General features: G+C 36.7%; 12 protein-coding genes and 1 pseudogene. 11 read left to right on the top strand and 2 right to left on the bottom strand.

What is annotated here, in order from left to right; all coding sequences use genetic code 11:
* Positions 1 to 186: 186 nt before the first annotated feature.
* The gene (locus PQ474_RS17910; protein WP_273846102.1) at positions 187 to 927 is read right to left on the bottom strand and encodes a GntR family transcriptional regulator; all 741 of its coding nucleotides are present in this window, start codon (positions 925 to 927) and stop codon (positions 187 to 189) included.
* Positions 928 to 1,026: 99 nt separating this feature from the next.
* Positions 1,027 to 2,124, bottom strand: a pseudogene (locus PQ474_RS17905) (ABC transporter ATP-binding protein).
* A gap of 515 nt (positions 2,125 to 2,639) precedes the next feature.
* Here PQ474_RS17905 and PQ474_RS17900 point away from each other — a divergent pair.
* The 11 genes from PQ474_RS17900 (at position 2,640) to PQ474_RS17850 (ending at position 16,701) form a co-directional block, all read left to right on the top strand.
* Positions 2,640 to 4,397 (top strand): sensor histidine kinase, encoded by a 1,758-nt coding sequence (locus tag PQ474_RS17900; RefSeq protein WP_273846100.1) that lies wholly within the window; start codon positions 2,640 to 2,642, stop codon positions 4,395 to 4,397.
* On the top strand, positions 4,387 to 5,544 hold the full coding sequence (locus tag PQ474_RS17895; RefSeq protein ID WP_273846099.1) for a response regulator: 1,158 nt from the start codon (positions 4,387 to 4,389) through the stop codon (positions 5,542 to 5,544). Before PQ474_RS17900 ends, PQ474_RS17895 begins: the two co-directional genes overlap by 11 nt.
* A 25-nt stretch (positions 5,545 to 5,569) precedes the next feature.
* Positions 5,570 to 6,817 carry an ABC transporter substrate-binding protein gene (locus PQ474_RS17890; protein ID WP_273846096.1) on the top strand — a complete coding sequence of 416 codons (1,248 nt, stop codon included), beginning with the start codon at positions 5,570 to 5,572 and terminating at the stop codon, positions 6,815 to 6,817.
* A 59-nt stretch (positions 6,818 to 6,876) separates the two neighbouring features.
* On the top strand, positions 6,877 to 7,635 hold the full coding sequence (locus tag PQ474_RS17885; protein WP_273846093.1) for a carbon-nitrogen hydrolase family protein: 759 nt from the start codon (positions 6,877 to 6,879) through the stop codon (positions 7,633 to 7,635).
* Positions 7,636 to 8,322: 687 nt separating this feature from the next.
* Positions 8,323 to 9,612: a sugar ABC transporter substrate-binding protein gene (locus PQ474_RS17880; protein WP_273846091.1), complete on the top strand. Its 1,290-nt coding sequence runs from the start codon at positions 8,323 to 8,325 to the stop codon at positions 9,610 to 9,612.
* 65 nt (positions 9,613 to 9,677) lie between these two features.
* Positions 9,678 to 10,604, top strand: a complete 927-nt coding sequence (locus tag PQ474_RS17875) for a carbohydrate ABC transporter permease (protein ID WP_273846089.1) — start codon at positions 9,678 to 9,680, stop codon at positions 10,602 to 10,604.
* A gap of 15 nt (positions 10,605 to 10,619) precedes the next feature.
* On the top strand, positions 10,620 to 11,465 hold the full coding sequence (locus tag PQ474_RS17870) for a carbohydrate ABC transporter permease (protein ID WP_273846087.1): 846 nt from the start codon (positions 10,620 to 10,622) through the stop codon (positions 11,463 to 11,465).
* Between the two features lie 338 nt (positions 11,466 to 11,803).
* Positions 11,804 to 13,228 carry a glycoside hydrolase family 32 protein gene (locus PQ474_RS17865; RefSeq protein WP_273846084.1) on the top strand — a complete coding sequence of 475 codons (1,425 nt, stop codon included), beginning with the start codon at positions 11,804 to 11,806 and terminating at the stop codon, positions 13,226 to 13,228.
* Between the two features lie 15 nt (positions 13,229 to 13,243).
* Positions 13,244 to 13,873: a YesL family protein gene (locus PQ474_RS17860; protein WP_273846082.1), complete on the top strand. Its 630-nt coding sequence runs from the start codon at positions 13,244 to 13,246 to the stop codon at positions 13,871 to 13,873.
* Positions 13,874 to 14,180: 307 nt separating this feature from the next.
* The gene (locus PQ474_RS17855; RefSeq protein ID WP_273846080.1) at positions 14,181 to 16,007 is read left to right on the top strand and encodes a MotA/TolQ/ExbB proton channel family protein; all 1,827 of its coding nucleotides are present in this window, start codon (positions 14,181 to 14,183) and stop codon (positions 16,005 to 16,007) included.
* A complete protein-coding gene (locus PQ474_RS17850; protein ID WP_273846078.1) occupies positions 16,000 to 16,701 on the top strand; it encodes an OmpA family protein in 702 nt (233 codons plus the stop codon). The genes PQ474_RS17855 and PQ474_RS17850 overlap by 8 nt, the downstream gene beginning before the upstream one ends.
* The last annotated feature ends 292 nt before the right edge of the window (positions 16,702 to 16,993 follow it).

Genomic DNA, 16,993 nt, shown 5'->3' with positions numbered 1-16,993 from the left:
AAACTTCTACCTCTTAAGTAGACGCTATTAATAGCGGACTTGTCACCATGATAAAGCCGTTATGTGTCTATTTAGGAGGTATTGTTGTTTTAAAAATTAAAAATGGCAGTTCTATTCATCATAAAGAAGGCATGAATCCGGTCTAAGATACGGATCCATGCCTATAAATGATTCTCAATGACTTCTTTATTTATTTCCAAGGTTAGAAGTGTTGATCGTAAATGTGGCTTTGTCTGCTTGGATATAAAGTGAAGATGAATGTATAGGAATCATATCTTTATCGTAGGCAATCTTTTCTGTATAGAATAAGGGAGTACCTAAATCACAATTGAGGAGTTCGGCCTGATTATGATTTGCAAACACAACATTTAAGATTCTTGAATTATGAGCAATTTCAATGTTGTAATGTGTGGAAAGTGTTTGATAAGTAGAATCTGACTGTGTGATATATCGTTCTAATCTAGGGAACCGCGTTAAAGAATAATAGGATGTATCTAATCCGAATGGCTCGGAATCGATGTAATTGATTCGTTTCAATTCTAGAATCGGATCTCCCGTTGATATAGACAGTGAATCAGCTGTTTTTTCATTTGCAGAAATAATAAGGCAGGACAAAACTTGAGAGCGAGGTTTTCTACCTACTTGTAACATATGTTCCGAAAACCCATTTACAGAAATTAACTCGCGTTTATAAGATCTTCTTTTCACAAACGTTCCTTTTCCTTGTCTTCGTTCTAGAAAACCTTCTTCTACTAAATCAGTGATGGCCCTTCTAGCTGTTATTCGGCTAACAGAATATTGATCACAAAGATCGGTTTCTGTTGGGAGTTGTTGATTTGATGTGTATTGACCCGACTTTATATCTGATTTAATAATTTCTTTTAACTGAATATATAAGGGTTGAGAGGTAGAGCTATTTAATTTCATTGTACACCTCCTCGTATGTTAATACATTCATTATATCGTATTATAACGTTATAATACAAGTTAGAGGTGTAACATGTAATTTAAAATTAATGTTTTATATTATATTCTCAAATCTGTATCCTTATCAAAGAAATGACAATGGTTCATATTCCAACCTAGCTCAATCAGCTCTCCATTTTTTATTATAGTTTCTGGTCCAATTCTTGCTATAAATGTATGTTCGTTAAGGTTGCTATATAAATATGTTTCAGCCCCTAATAACTCTGCAAGATCGACAGTAACAGTGGTTGTTGTTTGTGGATTTGCTGCAATGAAATCCTTTTTAACATGAAGGTCTTCTGGTCGTATCCCTAAAACTAACTGTTTATTAACATATCCTTTGCTTCTTAGAAGTACCATTTTGTCTGCTGGGACTTTTAATCTTGTATCTCCAATCGTTACAAAACCATCTTCACTAATGCTAGCATCAAAGAAATTCATAGCGGGTGAGCCGATAAAGCCAGCGACAAAAAGATTACGAGGGGACTCATAAACTTCTTTAGGTGTTCCTATTTGTTGAATCACTCCGTCTTTCATTATGACAATCCTTGTTGCCATGGTCATGGCTTCAGTTTGATCATGTGTTACATAGATCGTTGTTGTTTGGAGCTTTTGGTGTAACTTAGAAATCTCCGTTCTCATTTGAACACGTAGTTTTGCATCTAAGTTTGATAATGGTTCATCCATAAGGAATACCTTTGGATTTCGAACAATCGCACGGCCTAAAGCAACGCGTTGACGTTGTCCTCCTGACAAAGCTTTTGGTTTGCGATGAAGAAATGACTGAAGACCTAATATGTTGGCGGCCTCGTGAACGCGTCTATTAATTTCGTCTTTATCCATCTTTCGGATTTTTAAGCTGAAAGCCATATTTTCAAAAACGGTTTTATGTGGATAAAGTGCGTAATTTTGAAAAAACATTGCAATGTCACGGTCTTTTGGAGCTAAATCATTTGAATAAATATCATCGATAAATAAGTTACCCTGAGAGATTTTTTCCAAACCAGCAATCATTCGTCAGGTAGTTGATTTTCCACATCCTGAAGGACCTACAAAAACGATAAATTCTTTGTCTTGAACATCTAAATTAAAGTCTGTTATAGCATGTACATTTTTGTCATAGGTCTTAAAAACATTACGCAATACAATTCCTGCCATTTCATCCACTCCTTTTATATGGTTTCTATTAGTTTATAGGTGATTTAAAAAACAGACAATTGGCACTATTAACAAAAAAAATGTTGTTTTTTCGTAGTAGTTCATATTAGATTATCTTACATTTTTTTGGGGATCTGTTGGAATCTTGATTGGTATATTTGATAATCGCAGGGAAAGTCTATCATCATTGTAAGTGATAATGATGACGCGCTTTTTCAACTTTTAAAGGAGTCCACTTTTATTCTGAATCTATTTAGCAGGTCTGACATCTCTTATAATAATAATTTAAACATAAATCAAAAGAATGCCTCGTATGAACAGCACATTATTTCAAATACGATAAAATGGATAGGATGTTTATTCACTGCGGTAATGAATGATGGTTATATTGTATAAATGATGTTTGTCTGTCTTTTAGTTCGTCGTTCATATCCCATTAATACCTTGTATACTTGATCCTATTCGTATGATAGTATTTCTCTAACACAAATTTATTTAGGACAATAGGGGTTTTTATGAAATTTCAAAAGAAAATTCTCATTGCATTTTTGTTTTTTATTTTAATGCCTATTTTTATATTAGGTTTTGTTTCGTACCATGTAACCTCCTCAACGTTAAAAAACAAGGTGGGCGATGAGACGTTACAAACTTTAAATGCGTTAGATCTTAATTTAAATATGATTACTTCTGAGGTGAACACGCTATCCGATTACATTACCTCTTCTAGAGAAGTTCAAGACTTTATTAAGCATAATGATGAGCAGTCATTGTTGGATTTTTATTATCAAGGCCAGGCAATTGCAGGACTGCTATATGGTCAGTCAAAACTTGATGATTTAGTTCTTTATAGTGCTTCCGGACAAGTTTATAGTTTTAAGAGAACGCTAACCCCATCGTTTGAACAATTTCAGGAATCAGAGTTTTACAAGATGATGGTAGGCGAAGAAGGACGGCCTGTGTGGATCTCGACTGTTGATAGAGATAAGTTTGTTGAAAATGAGAATCTCATTTTCTCGCAAGGACGTGTCATTAAAGATATAAACAACCTTAGTGACATCGGATATCTGATTCTTGATGTGAAACTGGATCGATTAGATGAAGTGTTTAAGGCTCTTCAACAACCAGGATCACAGGAAATGATTGTCAATCCTAAAGGAGAGATTGTTTATAGTGTCCATCATCAAATGATTGGTGAGTCGGTTGATCTTCCAAATGGAATGGAGGTCAGTCAATCTGGGACCTTAATTGATGATTGGGATAATGAAAAAAGTTTAATTTCGTTCATTCCCATTCAATTTAATGAGAACGTTCCTTCCGACTATTTTCTCATATCGATCAAACCTTGGAGTTTCATTACGAATGAAACAAGAGTGATTCGTCATGTAACCATTTTCTTAGTGATTCTTGTATCAGTGTTCGTCATCTGCTTTAAACAAATATTCTTAAATAAAGTTATCCATTTTATTACAGAATTTCAATCGAATATGAAAAAGATAGAAAAGGGACAATTGAACACAAGGATGAAAGCGTTTTCTGTAAGAGAGTTAAATCAACTAGCGATGGGCTTTAATCGAATGGTAGAGGAAATATCCACCCTGTTAAGTCGGGTGAAAAATGAACAGGAACGAAAAAGAAAAGCAGAGTTTCAAGTATTACAAAATCAGATCAACCCACACTTTTTATATAATACGCTTGAGTCAATCAATTCAATGGCGGTGCTACATGGAAGTAGAGACATCAGTAAAATGACGATCAATCTTGGAAAGCTACTTCGAATTAGTATTAATACAGATGATAAAGTGACGATCGGTAATGAAGTGCGTCATGTCATAAGTTATATGGAGATTCAAAAAGTTAGATTTAATGAACGGTTTACGTTTGAAATTGAAATCGATAAACAGCTAGAGCACTATCATATGTTAAAACTCGTACTGCAGCCATTGGTGGAGAATATTTTAATTCATGCGTTTGACCGTAATAAGACAGATGGGGTTATTACGATTCGAGGAGGCATCTCTAACAGTGGCGGCTTTTTCTTTATTAAAGATAATGGAGTAGGGATTACTAAGGATGTCCTTGCCACCTTTAATCAATGTAATCAAGGGAATAACATCTCGAATCAGAACATCGGATGTGGAGTAATGAATGTTCAAGAACGGATTAAACTTTTTTATGGAGAACGTTACGGCTTGATGATCTGTTCGGAGGAGACGAAGGGAACAACGATTAAGCTTACATTTCCGCTAAGTGAGGGTGAACAAAATGACATATAAAGTGATACTAGTCGACGACGAATCGCTCATTCTCAAAAGTTTACAGAAAATCATTGATTGGCAAGCTATTAATTGTGAGGTTGCTGGAACGGCAAATGATGGACAGGATGCGGTTTCTCTCATTAAGGATATTCAACCCGAAATTGTTATTACCGATATTTGTATGCCAGAAATGAATGGACTTGAATTATTAAAAAGGGTTCAAACCTTTCCATCTAAACCGGAAGTGATTTTATTAAGTGGATACAACGATTTTAAATATGCAAAAGAAGGGTTACAACATAACGCTTTCGATTACATTTTAAAGCCGATAGACCATGAAGAGTTAGAAGATTGTTTACGTAGAGTTATTATAAAATATGAAGGCGAGCAAAATAAAAAGTATGAATATCGCAAACATGGCATTTACGAAGCGCTAACACTAGGAAGTACAACAAAGGACGATCAGACATATGTCATTGTTAAAATAGAGTTTAATAAACCTTCGGACAGTGATGAACAACATTTGAAGGAGTGGGTAGACCAAGAAGTATTAGAAAGGTTCACAGACGTTTTCTTCTATAAATTTGATCGTACAAGCTATGTGCTCGTATATACGCATTATAAAGAGGACGTTACATTGGATCATAAGGTTAAGTCAACGATGCGGGAGTTAAGTGATCAGATAGGTATACTTGTGAAAATAGCAATAGGGAAAGAGGTCAAAGGAATAAACAACTTGTACCTGTCTTATCAGCAGACTTGTAAATTGCTTGAATCTGCTTCCTTTTTAAAAATGAAATTGGTTTCAGAAGGAGATATAAAAAATGAATTTCATTCCCAATACTCCCAAGATGCAGCGATTCAAAAAGCGAAGTTGTACATGCAGGAAAACTTCACAAAAGAAATTGGCATCGAATCGGTCGCTGAAGAAGTCGATTTTAGTGTAAGTTATTTTAGCGTTTTATTTAAGCAAAAAACAGGAGTAACGTTTCTAGAATATCTTACAAATCTTCGGATTGAACATGCTTGCGTACTGCTAAAAACAACAGATCTTAAAAACTATGAAATTGCCCATATGGTGGGTTACAGTGATCAACGATATTTTAGTCAAGTGTTTAAAAAACGTCTGTCTGTCACTCCGAGTCAATTTCGAAGAGGGGATTAATTTTTCTTATTAAGGGGGGCTCAAAATGAAAAAAAGGCACATTTTAAGTTGTATTGTGATAACTAGTTTATTTTTGAGCGCATGTTCGTTGGAGGAGAATGTTCAACAGGAAAAAGAGAAGAAACAAATTGAATTCTTTCAGACGAAAATGAACGTGGTTGAATTCTTTGACGAGATGATTGAAGCATTTGAATCAGAGTATCCTGATATAGAAGTGAAGCAAGTAAGTGTTCCAGGTGGCATGGAAGTGCTAAAGACTCGGCTTGCTCGTGGGGATATACCTGATATTTTTATTACGTATCCAATCGAACAAGATTATGTCATACGTGCAACAAAAGGGTATCTATTAGATCTAACACATGAGGATTTTATTGCGGAAATCGATCCTACTATTCAAAATCGTTATTTAATTGGGGATAGGATGTATGGAGTCGCCTTATCACAAAATGCAGTTGGAGTGATTTATAATAAAGATCTTTTTGCTCAATTGAAGCTTGATATTCCAACAACATGGGATCAGTTTCTAGAAACCTTAAAGAAATTAAGAGAAACAGGCCAACAACCGATTTTAATGGCGAATAAAGACTTAGAAAGAATAAGCGTATTTAATCTATCATTAGTAGCCAACACGTTCGACAGTCAATATTGGGAGACACTAAACAAGAATCATTTAGACCTGTCAGAAGACGATAGATGGATTAAAATCTCTAACCAAATGTTAGAGATTTTAGACTTCGCTCAAGAGAATTCATTTAGTACAGAGGGAGCTGAATTAAATCAAGCATTCATCAATGGAGAAGGAGCGATGAGTATAATTGGAGTTTGGGAGATACCCAATCTTGAGAAGCTAGATGCGAATTTCAATTATGGTATCTTTCCATTCCCGGTAACAGCTGATCCAGAAAGAAACAAAGTACTTGGAGGAGTAGATGGTGGTTTTGCCATTTCAGCAGATACTAAATATCCGGAAGAAGCGAAAAAGTTCTTGGAGTTTCTTGTTAAAAAGGAAAATGCGCAAAAGTTCTCCGATTATGAGGGAAATATTAGTGCCATTAAAGGCGTCCAAATGAACACGGAGGGGGTCATTTTGTTGGCTGATCGTATAAACCAAGGAAAATCAGTGAATTGGCCAAACCACTATTGGATTGGAGGAACAGCAGCTGAGGAGGATTTCAGAAAAATTTCACAGCGATTCTTTTTCGATCGTGATGTTGATGCTTACCTTGAGAGGTTAGAGCTAATGTTTGAGAGTTATAGGCAGCAGCAGTATTAATCATCCTTCTCGCTATCATCGTAGGAGAAATGTTGAAATAGTGCGAAAGGAGTTAACCAATGAGAAAAATAAGAATTGCCTTATTACATTTAAAACTGATTGCTGGTGATGTTTTATATAATCAAAATCTTATTGAAAGAGCCGTAAAGTCTGCTGAAAAAAAAGAAGTAGATTGGATGATAACACCAGAATTAGCTAGTAGCGGATTACAGTTTACTCATATCATTGGAACGGATTGGATCAAAGAACAACCCGATAAATGGATGACTCATTTTTCTAATATGGTGGAACAGGTAAAAGCGACTGTATTTCTTGGTTGTGCAGAAAAACAAGATAATCAACTCTACAATTCCGTTTTTGTCATTAATCAGAAAGGTGAATTGGTAGGAAAACAAAAAAAGCTGGCAAGGGTAGATAATTGGTCTACATCAGGTGAGTTCATTGAATCAATAGATTTGGGCTATGTAAAAGTTGGTGTGTTGATTTGTGCAGATTCCTATCCAAAAAGCATCGCTGATTCATTATTGAACAAAGGGGCAGAAATTCTAGTTGCTCCCTCTTCTTGGGGGCCAGGTTTACACGGACCAAACGGTGAGTGGGAACAAAGATCCTTTGATACTGGATTGCCTATATTTGTGTGTAATCGTACTGGTGAAGATAAGTCTGTTTCTTTTTGGAATGCTGAAAGCTTGGTTATTAAAAATGGTAAACGACTCCTTACGCATAAATCAGATCAATCAGCTATATTAATCTTTGATTGGAATTTGGATGATATGACTTTAATTTCTACAGAATTTCAAATTGAATATATGGATTGAATTAAACTCTAACAAAAGGGAGCATTACCACATCGGTAATGCTCTTTTTAATTTTTAACATAGGCTGTTTTCGTAATGATTGTTGCTATGAAATAGTTTTTCCACGTAGTGAAATGGAGCGGAAGTCACTCGACTCCTGCGGGATGCAGAGGTAGGGGCGAGACCCCACAGGCGCAGCCGAGGAGGCTCGGCACCTCCTTAGCAAGAAAGCGAGTGGCTGGAGCGCAATGGAACGAACATGTGAAGGACCGTAAGCCATAAAAACAACAAAGTATACGAAAACAGCCTTAATATAACAAGGCAAGATACTCTAAAAGTCAGGAGTGGTTAGTGATGAAGACAAAGAGTAAATAGGGGGAAGTGTAAAAGGTGGTATCCAAGAGGGTGTGCCAAAGTTGAGGATGGGTTACTTTTGTTATCCCACATAAAGAAGCTGCTAAGGGTGAAAACTTCTTATGTCCTAAGAGCGTTTTGTGTCTCATGATGTAACGATTTATTAAGACACATACAGTAAGAATTTGAACAAAAATCAAAGATATACCTCGTTTTGAAAGCGCTTAAATACATATACAATGACCTTATAAGAAATTGAAACAAAAAAGGGGGGAAGCCAAAAGTAATCAATCATTCAAAACTGTATTCAATGTTGTAAACGCAAACATTAAAAAGATTAGAGGGGGAAGTTACATGAAACGTTTTGGTTTAAGTATCCTTACATTATTAACGGCTGCAGCATTTGCTACTGGATGTTCTTCTAGTGATGATACGGCTAGTACAGAAAGTGGCAATAATCCATCAGATGGTGGGGAAGTTACATTATCATTATGGCATCCAGAAGGAGATATGTCAGAAACGTATAAACAAGTGATTGAACAATTCAACGAAGAGTATGAAGGTGAAATGCAGGCAGAAATTACATTTATTCCAAGAGGTAATAAATATGCCTATGAAGATAAAATTTCAGCAGGTGCGACAAGCAATACATTACCTGATCTAGTCGCATTAGATGGCCCGAATGTCGCAAACTATGCAGAGGCTGGAATCATTCAACCAATTGATGGACTTGTAGAAAATCAGGATGATTTTGTCGAATCGATTATTACACAAGGTACATTTGATGGGAATCTATATACGGTTGGACCAACAGAATCAACAGTCGCATTGTTTTATAATGTCAAAATGTTAGAAGAAGCAGGAATTACACCACCTACTACATTGGAAGAAGCGTGGACATGGGATGAATTCTATGAAGCAGCTAAGACTTTAACAGACAAAGAGAATGGCATCTATGGGGTAAACTGGACACTAGACTATGGTGAATGGATTATCTATTTCACAGGACCAACTGTTTGGAGTAATGGGGGAAGTTTTATTGCTGAAGACGGTTCAACTGTTGATGGTTACGTGAATGGACCTAAAACGGTGGAAGCACTAGAATACCTTCAGAAGTTTACCACTGAGGGATTAGTAAATTTACAACCGACACCTACTGAATTTGAAGATGGAAACGCAGCTATGATGTTAATGGGTTCATGGCAATGGAACAAATTACAGGACTATCCTGATACGGAATGGGGAATTACCTATTACCCAAGAAGTAACGATGGGGAACAAGTATCACCGTCAGGAGATTGGAACTGGGGAATTTCAACAGATACGAAACACAAAGAAGAAGCAGCCATTCTTTTGAACTACATCATGAACGATGAAAATATCATTAAATTGGCTGAAGCAGGGAATAAACCGGCAGCACGCATGTCTTCATTTGATGAAATGGCAGAGTGGAATGAAGCCCCTCTTAACATTTTAAAAGATCAAGTCCTCAAAACGGCACACCCAAGACCGTCAACGACTTCATATCCTGTATTGTCAACACGATATGGGCAAGCTGTTCAAAATATTTTCCTTGGTGGAGACGTTCAGGAAGAATTAGATAAAGTAGCAAACGAAGTTAATACAGATATTTCACGTCAATAGGATAAATTCATAGAGGCAATCAGTTGAGATTGCCTCTTTTCATACAAAACAAGGTGGTGGGTAACATGTTGACTTCCAAGGTGGAAGGTAAAGCAGTTCCTTTATTAAGAAAAGGGCAAAGTACAACGACGTATAAACGTCAACAGAAAATACTTGGAGTGTTGTTTTCTCTTCCGGCCCTAGCCCTTATGTTTACTTTCTTGGTATTACCAGTGATTTTAGCATTCATTTATAGTTTGATGAACTACAATATGCTCAACCCGAGCGCTAAGACCTTTACTGGTTTGGATAATTACATCAGACTGTTTCAAGATCCGATCTTTTTTACAGCATTAAAAAACACCCTATACTTCACAGCTATAGTTGTTCCCCTTCAATGTGCAGTGGCGCTAATATTAGCGATACTGGTCAATAAAAAGGTTAAGGTGGCATCTGTTGGACGTGTGTTTTTCTTTAGTCCTGTCGTAACTTCGATGGTGGTCGTAGCCATTTTATGGACCTTTCTGTATAACGTAAATAATGGACTGATCAACAGTGCCTTAAATATGTTTGGAATCCCTAATCAACCGTTTTTATTAAGCCCCGATCAAGCGATGAACTCGATTATCTTTATGTCAGTTTGGCAGGCTGCAGGGTTTCAAATGATGATTTTCTTAGCGGGATTAAAAGATGTACCTGATACATTATATGAAGCAGCGGATATTGATGGAGCGAATGCGTGGCAAAAGTTTCGTAACGTCACTCTTCCATCGATTCAACATGTTACAGGTTTCGTCCTGATTATTACGACCATTCAAGCCTTTCGACTATTTATACAACCATATGTTATGACAAATGGTGGACCAAGTGATTCAACGAAAACACTTGTCTTCATGCTTTACGAAAATGGCTTTCAATTTAGAGATGTTGGGTATTCGTCGGCGATAGCTGTAGTGTTTTTCCTTGTGGTTATAATCACGTCCTTAATTCTCAAAAAGGTATTAAAACAATAAAGGGGTTGATTTACGATGACACAGCGTACGAAAAAAAAATTAAGGAAAATGGGTATCACTCTTACCATACTCGTGCTTGGATTCTTGTTCATTGCCCCACTTTTATGGATGATTGTCGCCTCCATAAAACCTGAAACGATGATTTTTAAGGATATGGGATTCGAAGCATTTATTCCTAAAGAAGTAACATTTGCACACTACTCAAAGATCCTTTTCTCAGATAATATCAATTTCTTTCATTACCTGAAAAATAGTATTTTTACAGTAGGTATGATCGTCATACTTGGAACAATTGTGAACTCTATTTGCGCATATGCTCTGGCAAAATTAAAATTTCCTGGCAGCGATCTTATTTTAATTGTCATCATTGCTTTATATGTGGTTCCGTTTGAAAGTGTATTAATTCCACTTTATATTGTCGTTAATAATTTTGGATGGATCAATCAATATCCAGCACTCATTGTCCCGTTTATTGCCTCTGCTTTTAATATATTTCTATTTAGACAATTTTTCATGGGATTTCCTAAGGAATTGGAGGAGGCTGCTCAAATTGACGGAGCTACACCTTTTCAAACGTTTATGCGGATTGTGGTTCCCAATTCAAAACCAGTGTTTGCAACAGCTGCCATCTTAACATTTGTAACCCATTGGAGTGATTTTATGTGGCCACTTATTGTTGCGACGGATCAATCTATTCAAACGGTTCAAATTGGAATCCAGTATCTATTTACAGATAACAATATCCAATACGGTCAAATCATGGCTGCATTAACGTTAACGACGATTCCTGTCATCTTAATTTTCATATTCTTCCAACGTTATTATGTACAAGGAATCACCTCAAGTGGGGTAAAAGGATAAAAAGGAGAAAGTAACATTTACGATACGGTTCATTAGGCAAACTAGTCATCGATTTACGTCCTCACGATGACTAGATCAGTATTCTTGTGAAGCAAAAGGGGGGCCATTCACAAGTAGGTAGTGATGTATTTGGATCCTATTTAAAGAAATAGTGAAGTGCGCACACATTTATAATCAAATTCTTATTGAAAAAGTGGAGTTAACAAACAAGGATTTAGTCGATATGTTGCATTTTGCCAATCGTGTGGCTGCCATTTTAACTACAATAAAAGGAGGTTATGGAATAGTAGCAGATTTAGGAGAATTGGAAAGAAAATAAATGAATTGAGGTGTTAATGATGTATAATGAACAATTTCGTCAACAATTCCATTTTAGTCCAAAAGAAAATTGGATGAATGACCCGAACGGTTTGGTGTATTACAAAGGAGAATATCACTTATTCTATCAATATCATCCGCACAGCAGTGTGTGGGGACCTATGCACTGGGGACATGCGATAAGTAAAAATCTTTTACACTGGGAGGAATTACCGATTGCTCTTTACCCGGATGAATTAGGGCAAATTTTTTCAGGAAGCGCGGTTATAGATAAGCAAAACACTAGTGGTTTAAGAACATCCGATCAAGAGGACGTAATGGTAGCCATCTATACACATCATGGAGAAGATAATGAAAAGCAGAGTATTGCTTATTCAAATGATAGAGGAAGAACATGGACGAAATATCAGGGTAATCCCGTTATTGAGAATCCAGGGATCAAAGATTTCCGAGATCCAAAAGTGTTTTGGCATGAACGATCACAGAAATGGATTATGTCTCTCGCATGCGGAGATCAAATTCAATTTTATCGATCTCCTAACCTAATTGACTGGACGTTTCTATCCACTTTTGGTAGTGAATACGGGGCACATGGTGGTGTGTGGGAATGCCCAGACTTGATTCAACTAGAGGTTGAAAGAGAGCAAGATAAAAAATGGGTGTTAATTGTCAGTATGAACCCAGGTGGACCAAATGGAGGGTCAGCCATACAGTATTTCATCGGTGATTTTGATGGAACAACATTTACGTGCGATGATGAAAAGGATACCGTAAAATGGGCTGATTTCGGACGTGATTTTTATGCCGCAGTCACATGGAGCAATGTGTCTGAACCTGTCTGGATTGGCTGGATGAGCAATTGGCAATACGCCAACCAAGTTCCAACAAATCCTTTTAGAAGTGTGATGTCTATTCCTAGAAAGTTGAAATTACGTAGGCAAAACAATGAATTAAAGCTAGTTCAGAACTCTATTGATCTTTCTTCCTTATATAAAGAGACAATCCGACTAAATGATAATCTAGCTCTGCTACCTTTAGAGCCTAAACAAATCGAATTAAAAGATCTTCAAGTAATGGTTGAGGCAAAAGTGAAGGAGAATAACTCTTCTTCTTTAACTTTAACGCTTAAAGGGGAAAGAGAGCAACTTCAAGTCGTATTTGATCGGGTCAAACAAGAAATAAGAGTGGATCGAACCAAAAGTGGCAATGTTTCCTTTTCTGAGCATTTTGCTAGTATGGATCAAATGCTGCTCGAAGAATTAAAGGATTTTAAACTAATCGTTGATACTTCTTCAATTGAACTGTTCGTCAATCAAGGAAGTAGTGTTATGACAGAATTATTTTATCCATCTGAACAAACGTACACGTTAGAGTGGGCTGCAACAGATGGGGAAGTTCATTTATCAAACGTTTCCATACATCATATTGAATCTACTTGGAAGTAAGAAAGGGCGATTAACATGAATCCTTGGGATGGAAAAACCGCATCATTTTTGAGAACTGTAACAAATATCATTATTCTAAATTTTTTATGGGTTATTTGTTCGATGCCGCTATTTACGATTGGACCTTCCACAGCTGCCATGTATGGGGTAATAAGAAAGTGGCATTTGTATAAGGAACATAGTGTCATAAGGTGTTATATGAATGAATATCGGTTATTTCTAAAACAAGGATTTGTGGTCGGAACTTCATGGTTTATTTTAGGTTCTATTTTAGTTTTAGATGTTTACTTTTTTCTACTAATCCCAAGTAATTTAAAGGTTGTATTTATTGTCATAATAGCGCTAGTTTTCATCCTTTATATGTTTACAAGTTCTTTCTTAATACCTGTACTAGTTCATTATAAAGCAAAAGGTTTTTCGCTTATTAAACAAGCATTTACATATTCATTTGTAGATGGGAAAACAAGCTTTGCGATTATTCTTATGTGGATTGGAGCAGTCATAACCCTTTACTATATGCCAATGGCCGTGTTCGTAATCATTGCCCCGGTTTCAATGATTACCTTTCGATTTGCTATGAAATCGTTTGAAAAAATGGAAGAGATACCTAAAATCCGGGAGCAATATCTGACTGTGAAAAAATAGGAAAGGTAGTGCTCTGTAGAGGATCATACATTCTTACAGGGCTATATGTTGGTGGTCACCAAGAGAGATGAGTGTTCCTGGTAAGGAATGACTAAAGGAGAGCCTTCTGCACGATATTGGTGTGGGAGGATTTTTTTGTGGTGAACAATAGTAAATACCTTTAGCTAGTTGATTTATTGTCAGTTAATAATTCAAAACGTCCTCGCAAACTCCTCATCACTTCCATGCATGATTTGTCCCACCTCTGAATAGCTATAAACAAAGATGAAAGTGACAAGTTACCGAATATGGGCAGGGGGGTTATTTAATGGTTGAAGCGATTCTGACATTTTTCACGAGTGAACAGCAAGCCCAAACGATTGTATCTAATCCAATGATCGAATTGATCTTCATGGTGTTGTTTGTCACCTTTGTCGTAGCCGTTTTCGTTCATTTTCTTTTGTATAGCAAGCTAAGAAGAATTCGTCATTTTATTAATGAGACGAATTCATTAGAAATTGCCCCGATCAATACGTTTAAAGGGGAATTTGAATATAAAAATCAACAGGAATCGGTGAAAGTAGAGACCTTTATTCAAAAGAAGTTTTCCGCTTGGCGTGTGTTTCATGTTCCGGTTGTCAGCCTCATTAAAATGATTCAGATGACGGTGTCTATTTTTATCTTAGTGGGTGTATTAGGGACTTTCATTGGACTTGCTATGTCGCTTGGTAGCATTGATGCAACCGGGGATCAGCTTGTAGATAATGTGGCATTGGTTCTTGCTGGGATTGATGTGGCGTTCTATACGAGTATTGCTGGTATGGGATTGTCGTTGATCATGACTGTTGTGACTCGAGTAGCGAATACGGAATATCTATTAACCGATATTATGTTAAAAACGGAATCTTATTTAGAAGAGAACGAACAAGATGCAATGGCTCGTCTCATTGACGTATCAGAAACGATTAATTCGTCGATTGTGCAGCTTCGGGAAAGCAATCAAGAATCCTTGCAGAGCATTGTCCAATCGTTTGAAGGCTTTCAAGAATATACGGTTGGGTTGCAGCAATCTGCGAAGGATTTAGCGAAGTTTAACGAAGGGCTTTCTGCGAATCTCAAGGATTTCACAATCATTTTTAATAGTGTCAAAGAAATGACAGAAGGCTTTGATAAAGGAGTTAAAAAGCTCAATAAGAATTTTGATCAATTATTCTCTTACTTTTATAAAATGGATCAAAGAAATGAAAAGATGACGAGTGCCTTTACGGAAACGTATAAAAAGATAGATGAATTATCCACTTCACAAATTGAAACGATGAATCAGTTCCAACAGTCGGTTGTCGATTTGAAAGACTACTTCCAGACGATTGCGGGGAGACAGGAATCGATTTATGGATCCTTTGATCGGATGAACGCACAGAGTGATCAATTAGTCAAAACCATGAAGGACAACAATCAACAGTTTGAACGGATATTTGGAGACGATGTAAGCTCTAAATTATCGGGCATTAATACGTATTTAAGTGATTTACGAAATGATTTTTATAAACTTGGCCACTCCATCGAGCGCCTACCTGATGAGTTAGAAATGATTAATCGAGCGCAAGGAGACTATAAAAATCTGCTGTCAAACCGTTTCGACGAATTGAAGCAATTCAATCATGAATTTTACAATCATTTAAAAGTTCATTCAGCCAATTCCGGAGCCTATGAAAAATACTTGAACGACGCCTCCCGTTTCTATGAACAACTAGGGACGAATAATCAGCAATTACTGAATGACATCAATCGTACGATCACACAAATGACAGATGCGTTTACTCATAGAGAAAATCAGATGGAGTCAAGCGTAGGGGTGCTAAAGGATACGCTCTCAAGATATGTTGCGACTTTAGAAGGAACCCTTGGTGATAAATTAGAAAAGACCACTAGAAACATTGGCGATTATGTAGTCGATATCAACGACGCCATGAAGAGAGAGTTTAAGCAAATAGGGGAAATAACTGAAGAAAGCCATCTACGAAATGCCCGTTACATGCAGCAAACGATCCAAGAGCTGAGTCAAGAAATCCAACAGTTGAACCGTCAGCTTCATTCCTTTTCCCAAGATCCGATTAGGAAAAGCAGTCGAATAAGGGTTGGAACCAATGATTAATAAATATAAACGGTTATTTCATCGCGAAGAAGAGGAAAGTCACTTCTGGCCGTCATTTACCGATTTATTAACAGCGATTCTCCTTTGTTTTATTCTCATCTTTATTATCATGATGGTGATAAAATCGTTTCAAATTGAGGAAATGAAAAAAACAATCGATCAAATTATGGGGGTTAGAGTCAATATCATTCAGGACCTCAATGAAGAATTTGGTGACTCGGATCTAAAGATTGAGATTGATGAGAAGACGGGTGCCTTGATCTTTAATACGGATATTTTGTTTGAGTTTAATGCAGCTGTCCTAAAGCCAGAGGCATTTGAGTTTTTAGATGAATTTGTCCCTGCCTATTTAGATGTGTTACTCGAAAATGGCTATGAAGATTATATTTCAGAAATCATCATTGAAGGTCACGCTGATAAACACGGGAGTTATTTATACAATTTAGAACTCTCGCAACAAAGAGCTTTCAGTGTAGCGGAGTATATCCTCAGTGAAGATTTCCCTTATAAAAACATTCAAGAACATTTAAAAACGAAATTGACGGTCAACGGAAGGTCTTATACCGAAGGGCGGACTGATGAAGCAGGAAATTATAGTAATCAGGCTTCTAGAAGAGTAGAATTTAAGTTTCGTTTGAAGGATGAAGAGATATTAGAGAAGACGCGAGAGTTATTGGGTGGGACGTCAGATTGAATTTGGTAAAAGTATGTGATGAATGCAAGGTGTGTTCTACTGATTTAGATCCTAACAGACACTCCTTCTGGGTTATTTCCAGAAGGAGTGTCTGTTTGAACGGAGAAAACCTGGACTAGTTTAAGACCATTGTACATTCATTTTATGAAGTAGTGTTCGTGCATCTGCAATAGTACAGTTTTTTGTTCAGCAAGAATTACCACAAAACTTGTTGAACATGCATCCCTGTATTTTAATGGGTGCTCTGTCAACGAAGAAACCAGCATTTATTCGTTAAATCGGATTATGGGAG

The sequence above is a fragment of the Halalkalibacter alkalisediminis genome, from assembly GCF_028610705.1.
Lineage (GTDB): Bacteria > Bacillota > Bacilli > Bacillales > Bacillaceae_D > Halalkalibacter > Halalkalibacter alkalisediminis.
This window is presented reverse-complemented; position numbering and strand designations above follow the sequence as displayed.

Excerpts from the sequence above, each read along its gene's own strand:
- PQ474_RS17890 (WP_273846096.1), top strand. The coding sequence starts at position 5,570 with ATGAAAAAAAGGCACATTTTAAGTTGTATTGTGATAACTAGTTTATTT.
- PQ474_RS17865 (WP_273846084.1), top strand. The coding sequence starts at position 11,804 with ATGTATAATGAACAATTTCGTCAACAATTCCATTTTAGTCCAAAAGAA.
- PQ474_RS17875 (WP_273846089.1), top strand. The coding sequence starts at position 9,678 with ATGTTGACTTCCAAGGTGGAAGGTAAAGCAGTTCCTTTATTAAGAAAA.
- PQ474_RS17880 (WP_273846091.1), top strand. The coding sequence starts at position 8,323 with ATGAAACGTTTTGGTTTAAGTATCCTTACATTATTAACGGCTGCAGCA.
- PQ474_RS17855 (WP_273846080.1), top strand. The coding sequence starts at position 14,181 with ATGGTTGAAGCGATTCTGACATTTTTCACGAGTGAACAGCAAGCCCAA.
- PQ474_RS17850 (WP_273846078.1), top strand. The coding sequence starts at position 16,000 with ATGATTAATAAATATAAACGGTTATTTCATCGCGAAGAAGAGGAAAGT.
- PQ474_RS17885 (WP_273846093.1), top strand. The coding sequence starts at position 6,877 with ATGAGAAAAATAAGAATTGCCTTATTACATTTAAAACTGATTGCTGGT.
- PQ474_RS17870 (WP_273846087.1), top strand. The coding sequence starts at position 10,620 with ATGACACAGCGTACGAAAAAAAAATTAAGGAAAATGGGTATCACTCTT.
- PQ474_RS17895 (WP_273846099.1), top strand. The coding sequence starts at position 4,387 with ATGACATATAAAGTGATACTAGTCGACGACGAATCGCTCATTCTCAAA.
- PQ474_RS17900 (WP_273846100.1), top strand. The coding sequence starts at position 2,640 with ATGAAATTTCAAAAGAAAATTCTCATTGCATTTTTGTTTTTTATTTTA.
- PQ474_RS17860 (WP_273846082.1), top strand. The coding sequence starts at position 13,244 with ATGAATCCTTGGGATGGAAAAACCGCATCATTTTTGAGAACTGTAACA.
- PQ474_RS17910 (WP_273846102.1), bottom strand. The coding sequence starts at position 927 with ATGAAATTAAATAGCTCTACCTCTCAACCCTTATATATTCAGTTAAAA.